The organism is Microbacterium sp. cf046, assembly GCF_900114345.1.
GTDB lineage: Bacteria > Actinomycetota > Actinomycetes > Actinomycetales > Microbacteriaceae > Microbacterium.
The window spans coordinates 406068-428770 of the sequence record NZ_FOZJ01000001.1; the positions used below are offsets into that span (position 1 = coordinate 406068).

General features: G+C 69.1%; 18 protein-coding genes and 1 pseudogene. 13 read left to right on the top strand and 6 right to left on the bottom strand.

The window, feature by feature from the left end:
* Positions 1–19 precede the first annotated feature (19 nt).
* From BM349_RS01940 to BM349_RS01950, 3 genes are all read left to right on the top strand, one after another.
* A complete protein-coding gene (locus tag BM349_RS01940; protein ID WP_091701901.1) occupies positions 20–955 on the top strand; it encodes a carbohydrate ABC transporter permease in 936 nt (311 codons plus the stop codon).
* Positions 956–1047: 92 nt separating this feature from the next.
* Positions 1048–1869, top strand: coding sequence for a carbohydrate ABC transporter permease (locus BM349_RS01945; RefSeq protein ID WP_254773753.1), 822 nt, complete (start codon positions 1048–1050; stop codon positions 1867–1869).
* Positions 1869–3518: a glycoside hydrolase family 13 protein gene (locus tag BM349_RS01950; RefSeq protein ID WP_091701907.1), complete on the top strand. Its 1650-nt coding sequence runs from the start codon at positions 1869–1871 to the stop codon at positions 3516–3518. The genes BM349_RS01945 and BM349_RS01950 overlap by 1 nt, the downstream gene beginning before the upstream one ends.
* Positions 3519–3635: 117 nt before the next feature.
* Here the strand turns inward: BM349_RS01950 and BM349_RS18685 are convergent, their stop codons facing one another.
* Positions 3636–3800: a hypothetical protein gene (locus BM349_RS18685; RefSeq protein ID WP_175525157.1), complete on the bottom strand. Its 165-nt coding sequence runs from the start codon at positions 3798–3800 to the stop codon at positions 3636–3638.
* Between the two features lie 255 nt (positions 3801–4055).
* On the opposite strand from BM349_RS18685, the gene BM349_RS01955 reads away from it, so the two are divergent.
* From BM349_RS01955 to BM349_RS01985, 7 genes and pseudogenes are all read left to right on the top strand, one after another.
* Complete coding sequence (locus tag BM349_RS01955) at positions 4056–4325, top strand: DUF7218 family protein (RefSeq protein ID WP_091701910.1); 270 nt, start codon at positions 4056–4058, stop codon at positions 4323–4325.
* 37 nt (positions 4326–4362) lie between these two features.
* Positions 4363–5325, top strand: a complete 963-nt coding sequence (locus tag BM349_RS01960) for a DNA topoisomerase IB (RefSeq protein WP_091701914.1) — start codon at positions 4363–4365, stop codon at positions 5323–5325.
* A gap of 22 nt (positions 5326–5347) precedes the next feature.
* Positions 5348–5785, top strand: a complete 438-nt coding sequence (locus BM349_RS01965) for a fluoride efflux transporter FluC (RefSeq protein ID WP_254773685.1) — start codon at positions 5348–5350, stop codon at positions 5783–5785.
* Positions 5782–6156 (top strand): fluoride efflux transporter FluC, encoded by a 375-nt coding sequence (locus tag BM349_RS01970; protein ID WP_091701923.1) that lies wholly within the window; start codon positions 5782–5784, stop codon positions 6154–6156. Before BM349_RS01965 ends, BM349_RS01970 begins: the two co-directional genes overlap by 4 nt.
* A gap of 157 nt (positions 6157–6313) precedes the next feature.
* Positions 6314–9388, top strand: a pseudogene (locus tag BM349_RS01975) (efflux RND transporter permease subunit); the annotation flags it as partial.
* Positions 9389–10125: 737 nt separating this feature from the next.
* Positions 10126–11184, top strand: a complete 1059-nt coding sequence (locus BM349_RS01980) for a phosphotransferase (RefSeq protein ID WP_175525158.1) — start codon at positions 10126–10128, stop codon at positions 11182–11184.
* Positions 11181–12482, top strand: coding sequence for an aspartate aminotransferase family protein (locus BM349_RS01985; protein WP_091701935.1), 1302 nt, complete (start codon positions 11181–11183; stop codon positions 12480–12482). The genes BM349_RS01980 and BM349_RS01985 overlap by 4 nt, the downstream gene beginning before the upstream one ends.
* 8 nt (positions 12483–12490) lie before the next feature.
* Here BM349_RS01985 and BM349_RS01990 read toward each other — a convergent pair whose 3' ends face one another.
* From BM349_RS01990 to BM349_RS02000, 3 genes are all read right to left on the bottom strand, one after another.
* On the bottom strand, positions 12491–13105 hold the full coding sequence (locus BM349_RS01990; RefSeq protein ID WP_091701939.1) for an antibiotic biosynthesis monooxygenase: 615 nt from the start codon (positions 13103–13105) through the stop codon (positions 12491–12493).
* Between the two features lie 33 nt (positions 13106–13138).
* A complete protein-coding gene (locus tag BM349_RS01995; protein WP_091701943.1) occupies positions 13139–14050 on the bottom strand; it encodes a DUF998 domain-containing protein in 912 nt (303 codons plus the stop codon).
* A 193-nt stretch (positions 14051–14243) separates the two neighbouring features.
* The gene (locus BM349_RS02000) at positions 14244–15320 is read right to left on the bottom strand and encodes a DUF998 domain-containing protein (protein ID WP_091704734.1); all 1077 of its coding nucleotides are present in this window, start codon (positions 15318–15320) and stop codon (positions 14244–14246) included.
* A gap of 326 nt (positions 15321–15646) precedes the next feature.
* On the opposite strand from BM349_RS02000, the gene BM349_RS02005 reads away from it, so the two are divergent.
* Positions 15647–17692 (top strand): DEAD/DEAH box helicase, encoded by a 2046-nt coding sequence (locus BM349_RS02005; protein WP_091704738.1) that lies wholly within the window; start codon positions 15647–15649, stop codon positions 17690–17692.
* A 77-nt stretch (positions 17693–17769) separates the two neighbouring features.
* On the opposite strand, the gene BM349_RS02010 is transcribed toward BM349_RS02005, so the two are convergent.
* On the bottom strand, positions 17770–18600 hold the full coding sequence (locus tag BM349_RS02010; protein ID WP_091701947.1) for a VOC family protein: 831 nt from the start codon (positions 18598–18600) through the stop codon (positions 17770–17772).
* Between the two features lie 115 nt (positions 18601–18715).
* Positions 18716–19780 (bottom strand): Rv2578c family radical SAM protein, encoded by a 1065-nt coding sequence (locus BM349_RS02015; protein WP_091701952.1) that lies wholly within the window; start codon positions 19778–19780, stop codon positions 18716–18718.
* Positions 19781–19899: 119 nt separating this feature from the next.
* On the opposite strand from BM349_RS02015, the gene BM349_RS18880 reads away from it, so the two are divergent.
* Positions 19900–21276 (top strand): M15 family metallopeptidase, encoded by a 1377-nt coding sequence (locus BM349_RS18880; RefSeq protein WP_254773686.1) that lies wholly within the window; start codon positions 19900–19902, stop codon positions 21274–21276.
* A gap of 192 nt (positions 21277–21468) precedes the next feature.
* Complete coding sequence (locus tag BM349_RS02025) at positions 21469–22635, top strand: acyl-CoA dehydrogenase family protein (protein ID WP_091701955.1); 1167 nt, start codon at positions 21469–21471, stop codon at positions 22633–22635.
* Positions 22636–22703: the final 68 nt, after the last annotated feature.

Here is a 22703-nt window from a genome sequence, read left to right on the forward strand (position 1 = left end):
GGGCACAAAGGAGTCCCTCATGACAACCACGACGGCCCCGGCCACCACAGCGACCCTCGTCACACAGGGCACGCGACGACCTGGACAGACTCGCTCGCGCCGCCGCGTCGAGCCCATCTACTACCTGTTCCTGGTTCCGACCCTGATCCTGTTCACGCTCGCGATCACCCTTCCTGCGGTGATCGGGATCTTCTTCAGCTTCACCGACTCGATCGGCCTCGGGGAGTGGAAGTTCATCGGGCTCACGAACTACCTCGCCCTGTGGCAGGACCCTCTGGTCGTGCAGAGCTACCTGTTCACCTTCGGGTTCTCGGTCGTGACGGTCATCCTCGTGAACATCATCGCGCTGCTCCTGGCCGTGGCGCTCACATCGCAGATCCGGCTGAAGACTCCGCTGCGCACGATCTTCGTGATCCCGATGGTGATCTCGGCCATCGTCATCTCGTTCGTCTTCAAGTTCCTGTTCTCGAACTCGCTGCCGGCATTCGCCGACTTCACCGGCATCGCGTGGCTGCAGGAGAGCATCCTGGCCAATCCGGACTGGGCGTGGGTGGCGATCGTGATCGTCACGGCATGGCAGGCGATCCCGGGCGCGCTGCTCATCTACATCGCCGGCATCCTGTCGATCCCCGGCGAGGTCTACGAAGCAGCCGACATCGACGGGGCGAGCAAGGTGCAGCAGCTCACGCGCATCACGGTCCCGCTGATGTTCGGCTACATCGTGATCAACGTGATCCTGGGCTTCAAGGGCTTCCTGAACGCGTACGACGTCATCAAGGGCCTCACCGGCGGCGGACCGGGAACGTCGACCTACAGCATCGCGATGACGGTCGTGTCGGGTCTGACCACCGGCGACTATGCCTATCAGATGGCCAACGCGACGGTCTTCTTCGTCATCACCGTCCTGATAGCCATCGTCCAACTCTCGATCACGCGCGGAAGGAACGCCCTCTGATGTCAGTTCAGCCAGCACTCGTCATCGAAACGGTCGAGGCCACGGAGGTCCTCGAGGGCACCGCCCCGAAGAAGGCCGGGGGCCGCATCCGCATGGAGCGGGTCAACTGGACCGGCACCATCCTCCTCATCCTCTGCGCGATCACGGTCCTGTTGCCGCTGTACGTCACCGTGACGATGGCGTTCAAGACCAGCGCGCAGGCCGTCGACGGCAACGCGTTCTCGCTGCCGGCGCCGTTCAGCGTCGAAGGCTTCGTGGCGGCATGGGACCTCGTCAACTTCCCGGTGGGGGCGGCCATGTCGGTGCTGGTCACCGCGGGCACCGTCACCGCGACGATCTTCCTGGCCGCGTTCGCCTCATTCGCGATCGTGCGCAACTGGGATCACAAGCTGTTCCGCTACTCGTTCTTCTACCTGCTCGCGGCGATGTTCATCCCGTTCCCCGTCGTCGCGCTGCCGCAGGTGCAGCTGACCGGACTCGTCGGGCTGGCCAACCCCGTCGGCGTGATCATCCTCGCGACCATGTTCCAGTTGAGCTTCAGCGTGCTGCTGTTCACCGCGTTCCTGCGTTCGATCCCGTTCGAGCTCGAGGAGAGCGCGCGCATCGACGGCGCGTCCACGTGGCAGACCTTCTGGCACATGATCTTCCCGCTGCTCGCACCCATGAGCGCGACGATCGGCATCTTCGCCTTCCTGTACGCGTGGAACGACTTCATGATGCCGTCGCTCATCATCGCGGACCCCGCGCTGCAGACCCTTCCCGTGCTCAACTCGCTGTTCCAATCGCAGTTCAGCAACAGCTACAACGTGGCGTTCGCGTCGTACCTGATGGCGATGGCGCCGGCGATCATCGTGTACCTGTTCACGCAGCGCTGGGTGATGGAGGGCGTGACCCAGGGAGCCGTCAAGGGCTGATGACGACAACGGATGCCACATGGTGGCGGCAGGCGGCCGTCTATCAGGTGTACCCGCGCAGCTTCGCCGACGCCGACGGCGACGGGATCGGCGACATCGCCGGCATCACGTCCCGGGTGCCCTATCTCGCCCGCCTCGGCATCGACGCGGTGTGGCTGAGCCCCTTCTACCCGTCGGCACTTGCCGACGGCGGCTATGACGTCGCCGACTACCGTGACGTCGATCCGCGGCTGGGCACGCTCGAGGACTTCGATGCGATGGTCGCCGCGCTGCACGCGCAGGACATCCGGGTGGTGGTCGACATCGTGCCGAACCACACCTCCGATCAGCACGAGTGGTTCCAGGAGGCGCTCGCGGCCGGCCCGGGATCCCCCGCCCGCGACCGGTACATCTTCCGCGAGGGGACGGGGCCGGGAGGCGCCGAGGCACCCACCGACTGGGAGTCGGCCTTCGGCGGCCCGGCGTGGGATCGAGCAGCCGATGGGCAGTGGTACCTGCACAATTTCGCCGTGGAACAGCCGGACCTCAACTGGGCGAACCCCGAGGTGCGCGACGACTTCGTGCGCACGCTGCGCTTCTGGTCGGATCGCGGCGTCGACGGCTTCCGCATCGACGTGGCGCACATGCTCACGAAGGACATGTCGGAGCCGCTGCCCTCGCGCGCCGAGCTGGACGCGATGCCGCGCGACGGCGCGCATCCGCTGATCGATCGGGACGACGTGCACGAGGTGTACGCCGAGTGGCGCCAGGTCTTCAACTCCTACGATCCGCCGCGCACCGCGGTTGCCGAAGCATGGGTCGATCGCGCCCGGATCCCGCTGTACGCCCGCGCGGAAAGTCTCGGACAGGCCTTCAACTTCGACCTCCTCGAGGCGGACTTCGCAGCCGACCAGTTCCGCCGGATCGTGACCGAGAACCTCGAACTCGCCGCGTCATCCGGCTCGTCCACGACCTGGGTGCTCTCCAACCACGACGTCGTCCGGCACGCCACCCGCTACGGGCTGCCGCATCCGGAGCGCGACGCAGACGGGCGGCCCGCGCTCAAGCATGGCAACGAGTGGCTGCTGTCGGGGGGCAGGCAGCCTCGACTCGACCGTGCCGGCGGACTTCGGCGCGCGCGGGCCGCCACACTCTTCGTGCTCGCCCTCCCGGGCTCGGCGTACCTCTACCAGGGCGAAGAGCTCGGCCTGCACGAGGTGGCGGAACTCGACGACGCCGACCGTCAGGACCCGACGTTCTTCCGCAGCCCCGGCCAGGACCTCGGGCGGGATGGATGCCGCGTCCCTCTGCCCTGGACTCGCACGGGCGGCTCCTTCGGCTTCGGCGCCGATGGGGCGCACCTGCCGCAGCCGGCGTGGTTCGGACAGTGCTCGGTCGAGGCCGAGGAGGAGCACCACGACTCGACCCTGACGCTGTACCGCCGTGCGCTCGCGCTGAGGCGCGAACTCCAGTCCGTCGAGCAGCTCACCTGGATCGACGCGGGACGCGCAGACGTGCTGTGGTTCGAGCGCCCGAACGGATGGACCGTCGTGGCGAACTTCGGGACTGAGCCCTTCCCGCTCGATCGCGCGGACATCGTGCTCGCCAGCACCGACGTCCCCATCGGCGTGGTGCCGGGCGAATCGACGGTCTGGCTCGCTTCTCGGTGAGGTCGAACGGCCGGCTTCACCGGGGAAAAGACGGATGCCGCGTCCCGACGCAGTTGTCGGGGACGCGGCATCCGTGCTCCGGGGGGAGCGGGTCAGCCGGGCCGGCTGACACGTCTATCAGGTGCGGCGATTGCCGCTGATCACTCGGAACAGGAAGATGATCAGCGCGATCACACCGACGATGAGCGCGACCCAGAGGAGCCAGCTCAGTGCCGAGTTCAGTCCGCCGAAGATCGCGAGGATGACCGCGATCACGATGATGATGATGAGGGCGAGGTTCATGGAGGTTTCTCCTTCTGTCGCCGGGCTGCGGGGGATTTGGCGCGACCCGGATGCCCCTGGGGGCACGGATAAGAGAATGCACCCCTCGCGTGCGCGGGGGGAGGGGCTTGACGCGTGACGATCGGCGGTGATACGCGCTGGATTGCCCCTCATCCGCAGGTATCGAGACGCGCTGGGACTGTCAACCCCTCCCGCTCCGGGACGCCACGGTCGTAGCGTCGGAGGACCAAGGTCGATCGGACCAAGGAGGAGACCATGCCGAACCGCAGCGCGTCAGGCAGTCTGAAGAATCGCGAACTGTACGAGGAGCTCCGCAACGAGGGAGCCTCCAAAGAGAAGGCCGCTCGCATCTCGAACGCCGTCGAGCGGCACGGCCCGGCCGCCGTGGCCCGCCGGGGCGGCCAGTCGGGTGACTACGAACGATGGACCGTCCCGCATCTGCGCGAACGTGCGAAGCAGATCGGACTGTCCGGGTACTCCGGCAAACGCAAGGCGGATCTCATCCGGATGCTGCGCACGCACTGACGCGCACCACCCCTGACGCACCAAGACGAGGCACGACGTGGCACGACTAGTCCGGGTGCGCCCGGGAGATGATCCCGGGTTCCGGCGCATCCGCTCCGGGAGCGGGTTCCGCTACGCCGATGCGAAGGGCGACGCCCCCGGGCCTGCAGACCGCGAGCGGATCCACGGTCTCGTGATCCCGCCCGCCTGGGACGACGTGTGGATCGCGGTCGAGCCCAGCGCACATATCCAGGCGACCGGCGTCGATGACGCCGGCAGGCGTCAGTATCTCTATCACCCCAAGTGGCGCGAGCGCCGCGATCGCCGCAAGTTCTCGCGGGCCCTCGAGCTCGCCGCGGCACTGCCGCACGCGCGCGGTCGCGTCACGACCGCGCTGCGCCGCGAGGACCTCGACCGGGAGCGCGTGCTCGCGGCATCCTTCCGGCTGCTCGACGAGGCTGCCCCCCGGATCGGATCCGCCCGCTATCTCGCGCAGCACGGCAGTCGAGGTCTCACGACCCTGCAGCGACGGGATGCCGTCGTCTCGGCATCCGTCATCACCCTGTCGTTTCCGGGCAAGAGCGGCAAGCGCGCCCTCATCGAGATCGATGACGAGGATCTCGCGGTGGTGATGGCGGAGCTGAGCGGGGGCAGGCCGCGCTCGCCGCTGCTGTCGTATCAGCGCGGCAACCGCCGCGTTCCGCTGACACCGGCCGACGTGAACTCGCACGTGCGCTCGCTCACGGGCGGAGCGTTCACCGCGAAGGACTTCCGAACGCTTCGCGGCACGATCATGGCGGCTGACGCGCTCGCGCGGATCGGCACCGTCGATACGGCGAAGGATCGCAAGCGGGCGGAGACCCTCGCTGTGCGTGCCACCGCGGACGCGCTCGGCAACACCCCTGCTGTCGCCCGCGGGAGCTACATCGACCCTGGCGTGTTCCAGGCGTACGCGCGGGGCGAGCTGCTCGCCCTCGACGTGTCGCCGGAGTCCGCGATCCAGCGGCTGCTGATCGGCTGACGACGGGGAATAGTGTGATGGCGTGCCGCACCCACCCGTCTTCCGTGCACGGATGCTGGGCGTGGTCATGGCCGGCGGGGTCATCGGCGTCGCGCTTCGCGAGCTGCTCCTGCTGCCGTTCGTCACGGGTGCCCCCGACTCGCTCGCCCTGACGATCGCAACGGCAGGCGTCAACGTCATCGGCTCGTTCGCGCTCGGCGTCGTGGTCGGGCTCCTGCGGGACCGGCATCCGCTCGCCCGCGGATTCCTCGGGACCGGCGTGCTCGGAGGCTTCACGACGTACAGTGCGTTCGCTGTGCAGACCGCTGTCCTGCTCGGCTCGGCGCCGCTGGCCGGCATCGCACTCGGCGTCCTCTCCGTGCTGCTCGGGCTCGCAGCAGCTGCGCTGGGCGTGCGGATGACCGGGGGTCGGCGCGGTACGGAGCCCGACACGGAAGCCAGCTCGGGAGCGGCCGCGTGAGCGCCTGGGTCCTCATCGCGGCGGCCGTGGCCGGCGGCGTCGGCGCTGGTCTGCGCTACCTCGTCGATGTGCTCGTCGTCGGCGGCCGGCCGGGGCGTCTTCCCCTCGGCATCTTCGTGGTGAACGTCACGGGCTCCTTCGCCCTCGGGCTGGTCACCGCACTCGGGGCGGGGCTCATCGGCGGGGACGCGGTGTGGATCCTCGGCGTCGGCCTGCTGGGCGGGTACACGACCTTCAGCACGGTCTCCCTCGAGTCGGTGCTGCTCGCCCGGAGCGGCGAGGCTCGTCGGGGGTGGCTGAACGCCGCCGGCACGCTGGTGATCGGAGTCGCGGCGGCCGCCGCGGGACTCGCGATCGGCAACCTCTTCTGACCGCCGCGAACGCGCGTATCCACGGCGAACGCGAGGTTTTCGGCATGGGATACTGAGACCCCGATACATCTCCGTATCCGCCGCAGGATGATCCCCGCGGCATCCTGGCCCGGCGATCCACCCGGGCATCCCGAACTGCATCACAGCGAAGGCCCCCGTGTCGAATCTCGCCGTCCTGAGCCTCAAGAACCGTGCGCTCATCGCCCTCATCACGATCGTCGCTGCGGTCTTCGGAGGACTCGCGCTCACGAGTCTCAAGCAGGAGCTGATCCCGTCGATCGAGTTCCCGCAGCTCGTCGTGGTCTCGACCTACCCCGGAGCGTCCCCCGAGGTCGTCAGCAACGACGTCTCGGTGCCGATCGAATCGGCCATCCAGGGTGTCCCCGGTCTCGAGTCGACCTCGGCGACCAGCACGACGAACGCCTCGATCATCCAGGCCTCGTTCACCTACGGCACCAATCTGGCCACCGCCGAGCAGAAGATCAACCAGGCGATCAACCGCATCAAGAGCCAGCTGCCCGACGGCGTCGAGCCCAACGTCATCTCCGCGAGCATCGACGATTTCCCCGTCATCCAGCTCGCCGTCACCGGCTACGACGACGAGGAGACCATCCAGGCGCAGCTGGAGTCGACGGTCGTCCCGGAGCTCGAGGACGTTCCCGGGGTCAACGCGGCCCAGATCGTCGGCGGCGTAGGGCAGCGCGTCACGATCACTCCGGATCCGGAGGCGCTCGCCGATGCCGGGTACACCCAGCAGGCGATCCGCGACGCGCTCGATCAGAACGGCGTCCTGTTCCCGGGTGGCGAGATCACCGAAGACGATCAGACGCTCACCGTTCAGACCGGCTCGAAGATCGCCACCGTCGACGAGATCGCCGCGCTCCCGCTCGTGCCGTCCACGGCCGGCCAGCTCCGTGCCGGTGAGGTGACGATCGCCGACGTCGCCACGGTCGAGCAGAACGAGGACCCGGTCACCACGATCTCGCGGGTGGACGGCGAGCCGGCCCTGACGATCGCGGTCACCAAGCTCCCGTCCGCCAACACCGTTGATGTGTCGCGCGGCGTGCTCGCGGTGCTCCCCGATCTCGAGGACTCCCTCGGCGGCGCGACGTTCACGGTCGTCTTCGACCAGGCGCCGTACATCCAGCAGTCGATCGAGTCCCTCGCGCAGGAGGGTCTGCTCGGCCTGTTCTTCGCCGTCCTGGTGATCCTCGTGTTCCTGCTGTCGGTGCGCGCGACCCTGGTGACCGCGATCTCGATCCCGACGAGCGTGCTGATCACGTTCATCGGCATCCAGGCATTCGGCTATTCGCTGAACATCCTCACCCTCGGCGCGCTCACGATCGCGATCGGGCGCGTCGTGGACGACTCGATCGTCGTGATCGAGAACATCAAGCGCCACTACGTCGGCGATGCCGACAAGATGCAGTCGATCCTGCGTGCGGTGCGCGAAGTGGCCTCGGCGATCACCGCGTCGACGGTCACGACGGTCGCGGTGTTCCTGCCGATCGCGTTCGTCGGCGACGTGACAGGGGAGCTCTTCCGCCCGTTCGCCCTCACGGTGACGATCGCCATGACGGCATCCCTGTTCGTGGCGCTCACGATCGTTCCGGTGCTCGCGTACTGGTTCCTTCGCCCGGGCAAGCCGCTTCTGGACGCCGACGGCCGCCAGGTCGACCCCGAAGCGCCCGAGGCTCCGCCCAGCCGTCTGCAGAAGTCGTACCTGCCGATCCTGCGCTGGACGCTCAAGCACTCCTGGGTCACGCTTCTGCTGGCTGTGCTCGTGCTCGCCGGCACCGTCGCGGCCGCTCCGTTCATGAAGACGAACTTCCTGGGCGACTCCGGCCAGAACACCTTCACGATGACGCAGGAGATCGGCGCCGCTCCCAGCCTCGAGGCCGAGGATGCCGCATCCGAGCAGGTGGAGGAGATCCTGCTCGGGATCGACGGGATCCAGACCGTGCAGGTCTCCATCGGCTCGAGCGGCTCCGCGCTGCGCGACGCGTTCACCGGCGGCGGCAGCGGCACCACGTACTCGATCACGACCGATCCCGACGCCGATCAGGTCGCGCTGCGCGAAGAGGTGCAGAGCGCGGTCGGCGAGCTCGACGACGCCGGCACGTTCACCGTCGCCGGCGGCGGTGGCGGCTTCGGCTCCAGCGACATCGAGATCGACGTCACCGCGCCCGACTCGTCGACCCTCGAAGAGGCGACGGATGCCGTCGTGGACGCCGTCACGGGCGCCGAGGGCATCGGCCAGGTCTCGAGCAACCTCTCGGCATCCCTCCCCTACATCGCCGTCACGGTGGACCGCGACAAGGCCGCATCCCTTGGCCTGTCCGAGGTCGCGGTGGGCGCACTCGTGTCGAACACGATGCAGCCTCAGCGCATCGGCACGGTCGAGATCGACGACACGACGCTCACCGTGTACCTCGCGGCGTCGCAGACACCTGCGACGCTCGACGAGCTCAAGCAGCTGACCGTGCCGAGCGCGACCGGCCCGATCCCGCTCGAAGAGGTCGCCACGGTCGAGGAGAGCGAGGGTCCCACCTCGATCACGACGGAAGGCGGTCAGCGCACCGCGACCGTGACGGTCACGCCGTCCACCGACGACCTGACCACCGCTTCCGCGTCGGTCAACACCGCGCTCGCCGAAGCCGACCTGCCCGACTCGGCCGACGCCGCGCTCGGCGGAGTGATCTCGCAGCAGCAGGACGCGTTCACCCAGCTCGGGCTCGCACTGCTCGCCGCGATCCTGATCGTCTACATCGTGATGGTCGCGACCTTCAAGTCGCTACGGCAGCCCCTGCTGCTGCTGGTCTCGGTGCCGTTCGCGGCGACCGGCGCCATCCTCCTGCAGATCATCACGGGAGTGCCGCTCGGCGTCGCATCGCTCATCGGCGTCCTGATGCTCATCGGCATCGTCGTCACGAACGCGATCGTGCTCGTCGACCTCGTCAACCAGTACCGCACGAAGGGGCTGACCGCGCACGACGCGACCGTCGCCGGCGGGTCGCGCCGACTCCGGCCGATCCTGATGACGGCGCTCGCGACGATCTTCGCGCTGACCCCGATGGCGCTGGGCATCACTGGCCACGGCGGGTTCATCTCGCAGCCGCTCGCGATCGTCGTGATCGGCGGTCTGGTGTCCTCGACCGTGCTGACGCTGCTCGTGCTCCCGACGCTGTACAACCTCGTCGAGGGTGCGAAGGAGCGTCGGGCAACGCGACGGCGCGGGGATGCGGATGCTGCTCCCGGTGCGCTCGAGCCCGTCCTGGTCGGTGCAGGAGCGGCCGGCGCCGGGGGCGCGGCACTGACCCGCCGCGAGCTGCGGGCGCGCGAGGCCGCGGCCGCCGCTGCGAGCGGTGCTGCGGTCGCGACGGCGGCGGACGCCGACGTGCCGACGATCGACGAAGGCCCCGACGTGGAGATGCCGGAGGAGACGTCGGCAGCCGTGGTCGTCGATGACGAGTACATGGAGCCTGAGTCCGCATCCGAGGATGCGGCCGGCACGGCCGAGGATGACCCGGAAGAGCCCGAGCCGGCTCCTGCGGACGCGCCGACCGACACGGTCGGCGGCGAGGCGGAGGATGCTGATGCGTCACACCCGAGTGACTCGGACGTCACGGGCGACTCGGGCGTCGAGGAGAACGGCGAGGGCGATGCCGAGGCCGAGCACGACGACGGCGAAGATGTCGAGGACGTCGAGGGCGGCGACCCGGACGGAGCGGCCCACGCCGAGGCCGAGCACGAAGATGGCGCTGGGGAGACCGCCGCCGCCGCCGACGCCCCTCGCGACGACGAAGATCCTGAAGACGACGGCGAGACCGCGGCCGAGGTCGACGGCGGCGCCGAGGGCGAAGGTGCAGCCGAGCCGACCCACGACGAGCCCGGCGCTGATCACGAGGAGTCGCAGGATCGCACCGACGGATGGACTGGCGACGAACACTCCGACCGCCCGGAGTAGTCATGGCTGACGAGATCGGCGGGCCGCCGCCGATGCCCGCCGATCTCGAGGCTGCCGCAGCATCCGTCGTCGAGCGGGAGTGGCGCCGCCCGGTGTCGCGCGTTCGGCGGGTCTCATCCGACGTAGAGGAAACCTTTCTCGTGCGGTTCGACGACGACCGCGAGCCGTCGCAGGCGGTGCTCAAGATCGCCGAACCGCGGGCCGACCAGGACTGGTTCGCATTCGAGGCCGCGATCGTCGAAGCGGCGCTGCGACAGGATGCGGAGCTGCCGTTGGCGCGGGGCATCCCGACTCCCGGCGGAGCGTCGATCGTTGAGGTCGTGTTCCACGGCTCCACCCGCGCCGCCCGGCTCACGCAGCTCCTCCCTGGAGGAACGGCGGCACAGGCGCGGCCGGATGCCGCCGCGCGACGGCGGATCGGGCGAACGGCCGGCCGGCTCAGTCTCGCTCTGTCCGGTGTGACCCATCCGGTCGCGGACCGTCGCGTCGCCTGGGATCTGCGCGACCTCGACGCGCTCGCGCAGCATCTGCCGCTCCTGTCCGGCGGCCCGGTCCGCACCGAGGTCGAGAACGCCCTCGCCGCGCACCCCGCGCTCCTCCGCGCCGTCGAGCACCTGCCCACGCAGATCTCGCACAACGACCTCAACGGCGGGAACATCCTGGTCTCGGCCGATGATCCGGGACACGTGAGCGGGATCATCGACTTCGGCGATGCCGCGCACATCGCCCGCGTGTTCGACGTCGGGATCGCAGCCGCCTACGCCGGTGCAGAAGCCGCACGCGAACGCGGCGCCGGGGCTGTCTGGGGCGCTGCGGCGGCGATGACGCTCGGATATGCCGACATCGTGCCGCTCACGGCCACGGAACTGGCGGTGGTCCCCGCGATCGCCCGCGCCAGGCTCGCGCAGCGCGTGCTGATCGCGGCCGGCCGGCGGGAGGTTGCCGTCGGCACGCCGACACGCGACGATGACGCATGGCTGGCATCAGCGCAGCGCGACCTGCTCGCGATCACGGTCCGGAGCCCTGCCGACGCCCCGGAGAGCCTTGAGGAGTGGAGATGACCGACCGCCCCGTGGGTCCGAGCACATACTTCCGCCCGGAGCACTCAGCAGGCCTCGACGCCCGAACCCGTGAGCTGATCGCGCGCCGCGATCATGCGATGGGCGGGGCGTACCGGCTCTTCTACCGGCAGCCGGTGGAGTTCGTCCGCGGTGCAGGGACGAAGCTGTACTCCGCCGACGGAGAGGAGTTCCTCGATGCGTACAACAACGTCCCCTCAGTAGGGCACGCGCACCCGCGGGTGGTCGCGGCCATCGCCGCCCAGGCTGCCCTGCTGAACACGCACACGCGATACCTGCACCCGGCCGTCATCGAATACTCGGAGAGACTGCTCGCCACGATGCCCGCCGGCATCGGACACGTGATGCTGACCTGCACCGGATCGGAGGCGAACGACCTCGCGCTCAGGATCGCGCGGGACGCGACAGGCAGCACCGGCGCGATCGTGACGAGCTACGCGTACCACGGCGTCACGATCGCCACCGCGAACCTCTCCCCGTCGCTCATCGGCGCGGATGCAGTGGAGCCGTGGGTTCGAGTCGTGCCCTCACCGGTCGTCGACCCCGCCGCATTCGTCGACGGTGTGCGCGCCGCGATCGCGTCGCTCGATGCGGCCGGTCTCGGCCTGGCCGCGCTCTTCGTCGACACCGTCTTCTCGAGTGACGGTGTGCAGGCGAGCGGGACCTTCCTCGGGCCCGTCGCCGAACTCGTGCGGGCAGCAGGAGGACTCCTGGTCGCCGACGAGGTGCAGGCCGGTTTCGGGCGCATGGGCCACGGCATGTGGGGATTCGAGCGTCACGGGATCGTGCCCGATGCCGTGACCTTCGGAAAGCCGGCGGGAAACGGCATGCCGATCGCGGGCTTCGCCGCACGGGATGCCGTGATCGACGGGTTCGGCGCGCACCAGCGCTACTTCAACACCTTCGGCGGAACCCCGGTCTCGGTCGCCGCCGCACAGGCCGTGCTCGACGTGATCGAGGGCGAGGGGCTGATCGCGAACGCGGCAGCCGTCGGCGATCGGCTCTCCGCCGCGGTTCGTGGCCTCGACGCGCCCGAGATCGGCGACGTGCGCGGAGTTGGCCTCTACTACGGCATCGACATCGTGGACTCGAGCGGCGGCCCCGACGAGCCGCTCGCCCTCGCCGTCGTGAACGGGATGCGCGATCGGCGGGTGCTGATCGCCGCTTCCGGCCCGCACAATCACACCCTCAAGGTGCGGCCACCGCTGCCGTTCGACGATGCGGATGCCGACCGCTTCGTCGCCGCGCTCGCCGACACCCTCGAAGCCACGCGGAACTGAGCCGAAGGTCAGGCCGGGCGCTGCAGCCAAGGGCGCAGCATCCGCGTGACCCACGGCAGGACCAGATACGTCATCACCGGCGTGAGCAGCACGGTCGCAATCAGCACCCGCAGAGCGAGCGGCCAGTCCGCGAATCCGGGCACGAAGCCGAGCGCCCAGGATGCCAGCAGATTCGTGGGGAAGAACCCGAGCCAGATCGTCACCGCCTGCTTCCAGCGTGGCGGGGCAGAGGGGATGGGATGCTGGATCGGCCCTGTCGCGGGAGCGTCGGCACCGCGCTGCGATTCGACATGCGTCGCGAAGGGCGCGTCGAACCAGCCCTCGATGCCGGTGCGGCGCTCGATGCGCACCTCGCTCGCGAACACGCGCCCGGAATCGAGCCACCATGCGCGCTGCGCGGAGTCCTCCCACGCCTCGAGTGTCGGGATGTCGCGGAACCGGTACAGCATGTACCAGAGGTCGCTGCCCTCGCCCGCCCGCACCCACCCGGAGCCGAGGAAGCCGGGGAACGTCGTCGCGAGGTCGGTGCCCGCTTGCATCCACGAAGTCGCTTCGACCGCTCGCGACGGGTCGATTCGGCGTTCGATCGCAACAGTGATCGGGTGTGCATCGGGTTCTGCCATGCATCCATCCTCACGGTTGGATGCACCGTGCGCTCACGTCCGGTCGACCTCGGTTCGGCCGCCCCGCGCGCGGTGGTGCGCCAGATCGGATCGCTGCGCCGCGTGGCCGTGGATCAGCCGTCGGGTCGGCACGGCTGCTCGAGGGTGAGTCGCCGCCCGCATCCCGGAATGCGTCGGCATGCCGTCCCGGGTGGCGATCGCGACGTGCTCCATGCCGGCGCTGGGGGAGATCACGACGGTGCGCTGCATGCTGCCCGTTCTCGTGGGCGGCTTGGGTGGAGGGGCATCGGCGGGCCGTCCGATCGTGCGTGCGAACAGGAGCAGCCACCAGAAGATCAGGCTGAAGACGATCAGCTCGAAAGCCGCGAGGTTGATGAACCCGCCGATGTACGGCGCGGTCGTGGCGACGAGGCCGAGTGCCACGAGGCGGCTCGCGCGCGACATGACCCGGTGCATCCCCCGCAGCGTCCAGCGGCTCGTCGAGAGGATGACGACGAAGCAGAAGACGGCCCCGGTCGAACCGCGATCGTGGACGAACTCGTTCGCGTTGACCGGGAAGAAGCCGACGAGCGAGAGATTGATGCCCAGGAGTGCGACCAGGATCGGCACGATCGTGGCGGCGCGGCGGTTCGTGAGGACCGCGGTGCCGGAGTGCTGCACCATCTCGCGATTCAGGCGGAGGGCGAACAGGACGACTCCCACGCTCGTGGCGATGATCGTCGCGTTGAAGACGTGGCCGGAGAAGGCGGCGAACGTGCCGAGGCGGCTGAAGTGCAGCTGCCACCACAGCGGATCCGGGGTCGTCACGATCGACAGCAGGAGTCCGACGCCGAGGATCGCAGCCGTCGAGAAGCCGACCTGCGACGCGGAAGGAACGCGCGGCAGCGCACGCCGCAGGACGGCGCGGGGACGGATGATCGCAGGGGAGGCGGCGAGGAGGGCCACGGGGGGAGGATGGGCCTTTCGTGAGGCGGAGTGCGGCAGCGCTCCCGCCCTGCACGTTCTCCAGGCCGCAGCCGCCTACCCCCCGGAACCAGAACGCTGCGCGAACAGCCGTGCCCCCGCGCAGCAGTCGTCTCTTGGGTCGAGGGTAGCCGTTCCGCGTGACAAGCGGCGAATCGTTGCGAGCGATTCGGACTTACTCGTGCTGGCCCGTGACGCCGAGGAAGCGGATGAAAACGGCGATCCAGCCGAAGATCAGCGCGAACACGATGATCTCGAACGCGGTCAGCGAGAAGTAGGTCACGATGAAGAGGATGACCGATGCGACCGTCGCCGCCAGGAACGCCCAGGCCGACAGGAAGTAGGTGCGCGGCATCCCGCGGAGCAGCTTCGGGCCCGCGATCAGCAGCACGAGGAACATGACCGCCATCCCCGTCGCGGACAGATTGTGCAGCAGCAGGCTGAAGTCCACCGGGAAGATCCCGACGCACGCGAGCATGATCCCCATGACGACGAAGAGCGTCGAGACGGTTCGCGGCGACCTCTGGTTCTGCAGGACTCCGGCCCGGACCAGGGCCTCCATGTCGTTGGCGATGTACACCGCGAACGTCGTCACCAGCAGACCGCCCGCGATGAGCGTTCCGTTGAACACCCAGCTGGACAGGTCGTCGAATGTCCCGAGGTGGCTGAAGTGGACCTTCCACCATTCCGGATCGGGAGTCGTGAGCATCGCGGTCAGCGTGCCGATCACGATGAACGACATCAGCAGCGACGACATGCGCTGCGTCGTCATCTTCGACACGGAGAGGTAGACGATGTACGCCGTGAGCCCGAGCGTGACCGTCATGAGCACGATGGCCCAGAAGGTGATCACGGGAAGGCCGATGAATCCCATGCCGAGCAGCCGGAATCCGGCATAGGTTGCCAGGAACGCCAGGGCGGTGTGGACGACCACGACCGAGATCGTGTTGACCGTGAACTTCCACGAAGGCAGCGACCGCCGCCATTCCTGGCCGGGGTGGTTGCGCGACCGCCAGTATCCGGTGGCCGATGCGGCCGCGGCGACCACGCCCGCCCCGATCGCGGCGAGCAGCCCGAATGCGCCTTCGTTGTCGGCGAGCGGCATGTCGGGAGCGATGAGAGCGACGACGAGTCCGTAGATCGCACCGAGCACTCCCGCTCCGGCCGCCGCGTAGATCGCCTCGGATTCTGCGCGCAGCGTGGGTGCCGGCGCGACGCCCTCGGCGGGGACGGCGCGGGTGTTCGTGGCCATGGCGCCAGTGTAGGGCCGGGATGCGCTGCCCACCGGCATCCTCACAGGCTCGAATCCGAGGCACCCGCTAGAGTGAAGGGTCGGCTCTGGACACCGCGCGCACAGTGCGGATGGGTTTGTGAGTCCAAGGGGCCGATGGTGGGAGCGAATCCGCTCCGGCGACCATCACGTTGAATGGCCCCCGGCCGACGATAGTCCGGGCAACTCCGTGCCGCATGTGCGGCGTCGCGGCAGTGAATTCCGCGCAGTCCACGCTGCGCGGGTGAGTACTGCGCGCGAACTGTGGAGTGCTGTTCTCAGCTGAGACAACCCAGAAGGACATCACCATGCCCAAGAGCAAGAAGCCCGCCGGCGGACGACCGGCGAAGAACTTCGAACCGCGCTACGGCGAGAAGAAGACCTCGTTCCACGACCGCAGTCGTGGTGCCGCGCAGAAGCCGGGCAGCAAGAGCCCGAATCACCGCGGTTACCGCGCCGCCGAAGAGGGCGCACCGACCGGCGCGCCGAAGACCCGGTGGACGGCGACGCAGCGCGCCGGCCGCGACGAGGCGCGCGGCATCCGCACGCACTCGCAGGGCGAGCGCCCTGCACGTTCGTACGACGATCGTCCTGCACGTTCGTACGACGATCGTCCTGCCCGGTCGAACGATCGCCCGGCGCGTTCGTACGATGATCGTCCTGCCCGCTCGAATGATGGCCCGCCCCGTTCGTACGGAAACGATCGCCCCATGCGTTCGTACGATGATCGTCCGGCTCGCTCGAACGACCGCCCCACGCGTTCGTACGATGATCGTCCTGCCCGGTCGAACGACCGCCCGGCGCGTTCGTACGATGATCGTCCGGCCCGGTCGAACGACCGCCCCACGCGTTCGTACGATGACCGTCCGTCCCGGTCGAACGACCGCCCCACGCGTTCGTACGATGACCGCCCCGCGCGCTCGAACGACCGCCCCACGCGTTCGTACGACGATCGTCCGGCCCGGTCGAACGACCGCCCCCAGCGTTCGTATGACGACCGTCCCGCCCGCCGCGATCAGCACACCGACCGTCCGCGCGGCACCCGCCCCGCCGGCCGCTCCGACTGGAACACGGCGACCCCGCGGACACAGGCGCACGAGCAGCACGTCGACGTCGTCCACGAGCGCCTGCAGGCCGAGGCGATCCAGGCGACCGATGTCGACGGCGTGAGCTTCGGCTCGCTCGGCCTCGGCGACAACATCGTCCGCACGCTCGGCGACCTCGGTGCCATGGCCCCGTTCGCGATCCAGGCTGCGACGATCCCCGAGATCCTGGCCGGCCGCGACGTGCTGGCTCGAGGCCGCACCGGTTCGGGCAAGACGATCGCCTTCGGCGCACCGCTCGTTGAGAACGTGCTGCGTGCCGGTGCAGGCAAGCGGCGTGAGTTCGGCCGCAAGCCGAAGGCGCTCATCCTTGCTCCGACCCGCGAGCTCGCACTGCAGATCGACCGCACGATCCAGCCGATCGCGCGCAGCGTGGGCCTGTTCACCACTCAGATCTACGGTGGTGTGCCCCAGGCTCGCCAGGTCGGCGCGCTCAAGAAGGGCGTCGACATCATCATCGGCACTCCTGGCCGCATCGAGGACCTCATCACCCAGCGCAAGCTCGACCTCAGCGAGGTCATGGTCGCGGTCATCGACGAGGCCGACCACATGTGCGAGCTCGGCTTCCTCGAGCCCGTCCAGCGCATCCTGCGCGAGACGGCCGACGGCTCGCAGAAGCTGCTGTTCTCAGCGACGCTCGACCGCGAGGTCTCCGCGCTGGTCGACGAGTTCCTCGTGGACCCGTCGGTGCACGAGGTCGCCGGTGAAGACCAGGCGTCGAGCACCATCGAGCACCGCGTGCTCGTGATCGAGCACCGCGACAAGGCCCAGATCCTCGACCAGCTGGTCGACCGGGACGGCAAGACCCTCGTCTTCGCCCGCACCCGCGCGTACGCCGAGATGCTCGCCGAGCAGTTCGACGACGCCGGCATCCCGGCCGTCTCGCTGCACGGCGACCTCAACCAGGCTCGCCGCACGCGCAACCTCGAGCGCCTCACGTCCGGTCGGGTCAATGTGCTCGTGGCGACGGATGTGGCAGCTCGCGGCATCCACGTCGACGACATCGACCTGGTCATCCAGGCGGACGCGCCGGACGAGTACAAGACGTACCTGCACCGCTCCGGCCGCACCGGCCGGGCCGGCAAGTCCGGTCGCGTCGTGACGCTCATCACGCGTCAGCGTCGTCGCAAGATGACCGAGATGCTCGAGCGCGCCGAGATCGACGCGCCGTTCGAAGACGCCCGCCCGGGTGACGACACGATCGAGGAGCTGGCCGGTCGCGTGCCGACCGCGGCCGAGCTCACCGCGTAGCACCACACCTCCGGAACGCCGGGTCGCTCCCTCGGGACGCGGCCCGGCGTTCCGCATGCGCGGCAGTCGCGCGCGACCTACCCTTCGGGTGGATCGAACTGGCTCACGATGAACTGCGCGCCCTGGGGGTCGGCGATCACGGCTTCCTTCGTCCACTCGGTGTCGGCGCGGGAGCGCACGGTGCCGCCCAGTCGCTCGGCGCGGGTCGCGCTCTCGTCACGGTCCTCGACCGTGAAGCGGATCACCCACGATGCGCGCGACGCCGTCGCGTCGGGTGTGAGACCGGCGATCACATCGGCGAAACCCGGGGGAGCGGATGCCTGACGCTCATGGATGCCGGGGTCGACCGTGGCGGCGAGATGGTCGCCGTACCCCGGCAGGCGGATCATGCCGGCGCCGAGATCGGCATCCATCCGCCAGCCGAACACATCGCCGTAGAAGGAGAGGGATGCCGCGGCGTCCGGCGTGCGCAGATCGCTGAAGTTCCACGCGCCGGGCACATTGACGATCTGCGATCCGGGATGCGACCCGGCCTGCCAGAGACGGAAGATCGCCCCCTGCGGATCGGCGCAGGTCGCGCTCCAGCCGTACGGACTGCTGTCCGCCGGCGGGACGCCGACGATCCCGCCCGCTCGTTCGACGCGGATGCACGTCTGCCCGATGTCGTCGCACGAGATGTAGCTGACCCACCCTTCGCCGCCTGAGCCGGCCTCGAGGGCGCCGACATCCCTGCCGTCGAGCTGCGCGAACAGGTACGGCCGGTCCGACCCCGGCTCGCCCGCCTCGACGAAGCTCCACCCGAACAGGTCACCGTAGAATTCCGCGCCGGCCCGGACATCGGGCTGCGCTGCGTCGATCCAGCACGGCACCCCCGTTGGATAGGTCCGCAGCTCGTCAGGTCCGCTCATGGCTCCTCCTTCTCGGGCGATGGCGCCCAGAGTGCCACGATGACGGATGCCGCGGACAGGGGTTGACCGCGATCGCCCGCCACTCCCCTGGGCCTCCGAGCAGCTGTTCGTGCGCTCAGAAGAGCCGCGTCGCCTCTTCCGCGGCTCGGCCCCGCGATGTGGTCACGAATTGCGGCCGCGCCGCGAGACCCGGGACAGCGGACCGTCGAGGCTCGTCGTCCTCCGCGCGACCGTCGAGTCCGTGCACCCGCAGCAGCGGTCGCACCCGCTTCGAGAGCCAGGTGCGGTACGCCTTGGGTGCCGTCGCCGACACGCCGGGGTAGAGGCCGAGGTACGACGAGAGCAGTTCCGGATGCTCGCGAGCGAGCCATTGCATGAACCACTGCTTGGCGCCCGGCCGCAGGTGCAGCGCGCCGAAGACGACGCGCACGGCACCGGCATCCCGTATCTGCGTCAGTGCGTGGTCGAGCGCCGGGATGGAGTCGGTGAGATGAGGAAGGATCGGCATGAGGAAGACCGTCACGCGGAAGCCGGCATTCGTCGCCGCGCGCACGGTCTCGAGGCGTGCGGAGGCCGAGGGCGTGCCGGGTTCGACGAGCTTCTGAAGGGTGTCGTCGAAGACCGCGATCGACATCGCGATCGACACATGCACGGATGCGGCAGCATCGGTCAGCAGCGGAAGATCGCGGCGCAGCAGCGTGCCCTTCGTGAGGATCGAGAAGGGAGTGCCCGATTCGGTCAGCGCGCCGACGATGCCCGGCATGAGCTTGTACCGGCCCTCTGCGCGCTGATACGGGTCGGTGTTCGTGCCGAGCATGACCGGATCCCGCGCCCATGTGCCGCGCCGGAGCTCCTTGCCGAGCACCTCCGCCACATTGATCTTGACCACGATCTGCGAGTCGAAGTCGTGCCCCGCGTCGAGCTCCAGATACTCGTGCGTCCCGCGGGCGAAGCAGTACGCACACGCATGCGTGCACCCCCGGTACGGATTGACCGTCCAGTCGAACGGCATCGCCGAAGCACCCGGTACGTGATTGAGCGCGCTCTTGCACATGACCTCGTGAAAGGTGACGCCGGCGAACTCGGGCGTCGTCACGGACCGCACCAGCCCGTTGAGGCGCTCCAGACCCGGAAGCGCGGCGGCATCCGCAACACCGAGTTCCTGACCCTGCCACCGCATGAGACAATGGGAACAGAGATACGAATGTAAGTCAAGTCCGTGTAGTACAGAGTATCGATGAAACGCCGTCTGCAGGCGAGGCCTCGACCGGAGCGCCGCGGCACGGAAGAATGGGGCGGGTGACGGCACCCGAACCGCACAATCCCCCGTTGTCCCGTCGCGCCGCTCGGCTGCAGCGCGAACGGGATGATGAGCGCGCCCTGGCAGCGGACCCGGTGACGGATGCCGCGCCGTCACAGCCGGCCGAGGCGTCGCCCGATGAGCCTCGGGAAGTGCTGTCGCACACCGTTCCGCTCCCGGTGATCGCCGACCCCGAGCCTGACGTCACGCCCGACTCCGCCCCCGCCCGCGAGGTCGTGCTGGGCGCTGCGGCGCCCCTCCGCTCGCGGACGCCGGGGCGTCGCTCCAGCACGGGGCCGACCCCGATCCGCGTCGGTGCGCGTCGATCCGCCCCCGCGCCGACGCGTCGCGCAGCCAAGACCGCCGAGCTGATGGCTCCTCGCTCGGCGCCTGCGCGGCACGCACGCGGTCGCAGCGTCGCACGGATCGGCGTGGTCGCAGGCCTTGCCGTCGTCGGTTCGCTCGTCCTCGGCTCGGCTGCGACGGTCACGGCCGCCGTCACCGGCGGCCCGCTGTTCGGGATCGCGGCAGGACGCGCCGCCGAAGTGCGTGAGACGATCGAGCCCGCGCCGACCGCGCGGCTGAGCGTTCCTCTGCCTGCGCCGGCCGAGGCGATCCCCGCCCCCACCGTCGAGGCCGCGCCCGCGGCGCTGGAGCTCTGCGCGATGCCGGCGTTCACCGCAGCGCTCGCCGCCGGCGACGATGCGGGCGCGATCGCCGCCGCCGGTGGCGCGGTGGCGTTCCGGACCTCGGTCGCAGAGGGCACCGCCCCGTGCGTCGCGCTCGATGATCCGGCGCGGGTGTGGGTCGTGATCAACAAGACGCGGCCCCTGGTTCCCGTGGACCACTTCCCCGGCTCCCTCGCAACGCCCGAGGGGGTGCGCAGCACCGAAGGCGGCACGCTGCGGTCGGACGCGGCTGCGGCGCTGTCCACGATGGTGGGTGCCGCTTCATCGGCGGGGGTCGGTGAGATCGCGCTCGAGAGCGGGTTCCGGTCCTACTCGACGCAGCAGGCCACGTACTCGAGCCAGGTGAGCGCACAGGGCGTCGCGGAGGCCGACCTCTCGAGCGCGCGACCCGGGTTCAGCGAGCATCAGTCCGGGCTCGCCGGTGACCTGGTGGCATGCGCGGACGGATGCGGCACACTCGACGACCTCGGCGCGTCGATCCAGGGCCAGTGGATCGTCGCCCACAGCTGGGAGTTCGGCTGGATCACGCGCTACGAGGACGGCTACACGCCGATCACCGGCTACACCCCCGAACCGTGGCACCTGCGCTACATCGGAGTCGACCTCGCCCGGGCTTACCACGAGGGCGGCTGGCACACCCTCGAGGAGTTCTTCGGCCTCCCCGCCGCACCGACCTACCTTCAGTAGGCGTTCGGATCGCGAGGTTGAGACATCCCACAAACGCGGTACCCAGTACCGCGGATCATGGGATGCAATGTCACAGCGGTTCGGCATCCCGGCAGATCGGTGCCCTAGAATCGCCAGCGGCGACGCGGCCGCGCACGTCGATTCTCGAGAGCCCGGCCGGACGCCCACGTTCACAGAAGGGCAGGAGCGCACATGGAGCGCGAGATCTACGACGAGGACCACGAGGCGTTCCGCGACGTCGTGAAGGAGTTCCTCAAGCGCTACGCGAGCGAGCAGAAGCGCAAGGAGTGGGACGAGGCCGGCGAGATCGATCGGGCGACGATGCTCGCGGCGGGAGAGGCCGGCATCATCGGCCTCTCGGTGCCGGAGGAGTTCGGTGGCGCAGGGATGCTGCAGGACTATCGCTTCCGCGCGATCGTGCTCGAGGAGACCATCGGCGCGGGCTACGGCTCGCTCGCCGGCGCGCTCGGCATCCAGGACGACCTGGCTGTTCCCTACATCGCCCACATGGGCACGCAGGAGCAGAAGGAGAAGTGGCTTCCCCGGATGGCCACCGGCGAGGTGCTGGGCGCACTCGCGATGACCGAGCCCGGCGCGGGGTCGGACCTGCGGGGCATCAAGACGACCGCGAAGCGGGTCGAGGGCGGCTACCTCGTCAACGGCGCGAAGACCTTCATCTCGTCGGGCAAGACCGCCGACATCGTCGTGACCTTCGTCAAGACGGGCGAGGGGAACAAGCCGGACGCGTTCAGTCTGGTCATCCTCGAGAACGGCATGGAGGGCTTCGACCACGGCAAGAAGCTCGAGAAGATGGGCTTCCACGGCTGGGACACCGCCGAGATGTCCTTCGTCGACGTGTTCGTTCCCGAGGAGAACCTGATCGGCGGCAAGGAAGGACTCGGTTTCATCCAGCTCATGATGAACCTCCCGCTCGAGCGGCTGTCGATCGGGGTCGCAGCGGCGGCCGCCAGCGAAGCGGCGTTCGTATGGACGCGCGACTACACGCTCAGCCGTGAGGCGTTCGGCCAGTCGGTCGCCGACTTCCAGAACACCCGCTTCAAGCTCGCCGACATGGCCACCACCGTCGACGTTCTGTGGGCCTACGTCGACCGCGCCATGCTGCTCTACAAGGACGAGAAGCTCACCGCCGAAGAGGCCGCGAAGGTGAAGTTCTGGGCGACCGACCGGGAGTGGGAGCTGCTCGACATCGGCGTCCAGCTGCACGGCGGATACGGCTACATCACCGAATATCCGATCGCGCGCGCATTCCTCGACGCCCGCGTCCACCGCATCTACGGCGGAACGAACGAGATCATGCGCGACATCGTGAGCAGGCAGATCGTCCGCAAGCGCAGCTGATCTACTGTCGCATCGATTCTGGATGCCGCGCCCCCCGTCCCTCGGTTCTCGAGCGGCCGAGGGGCGCG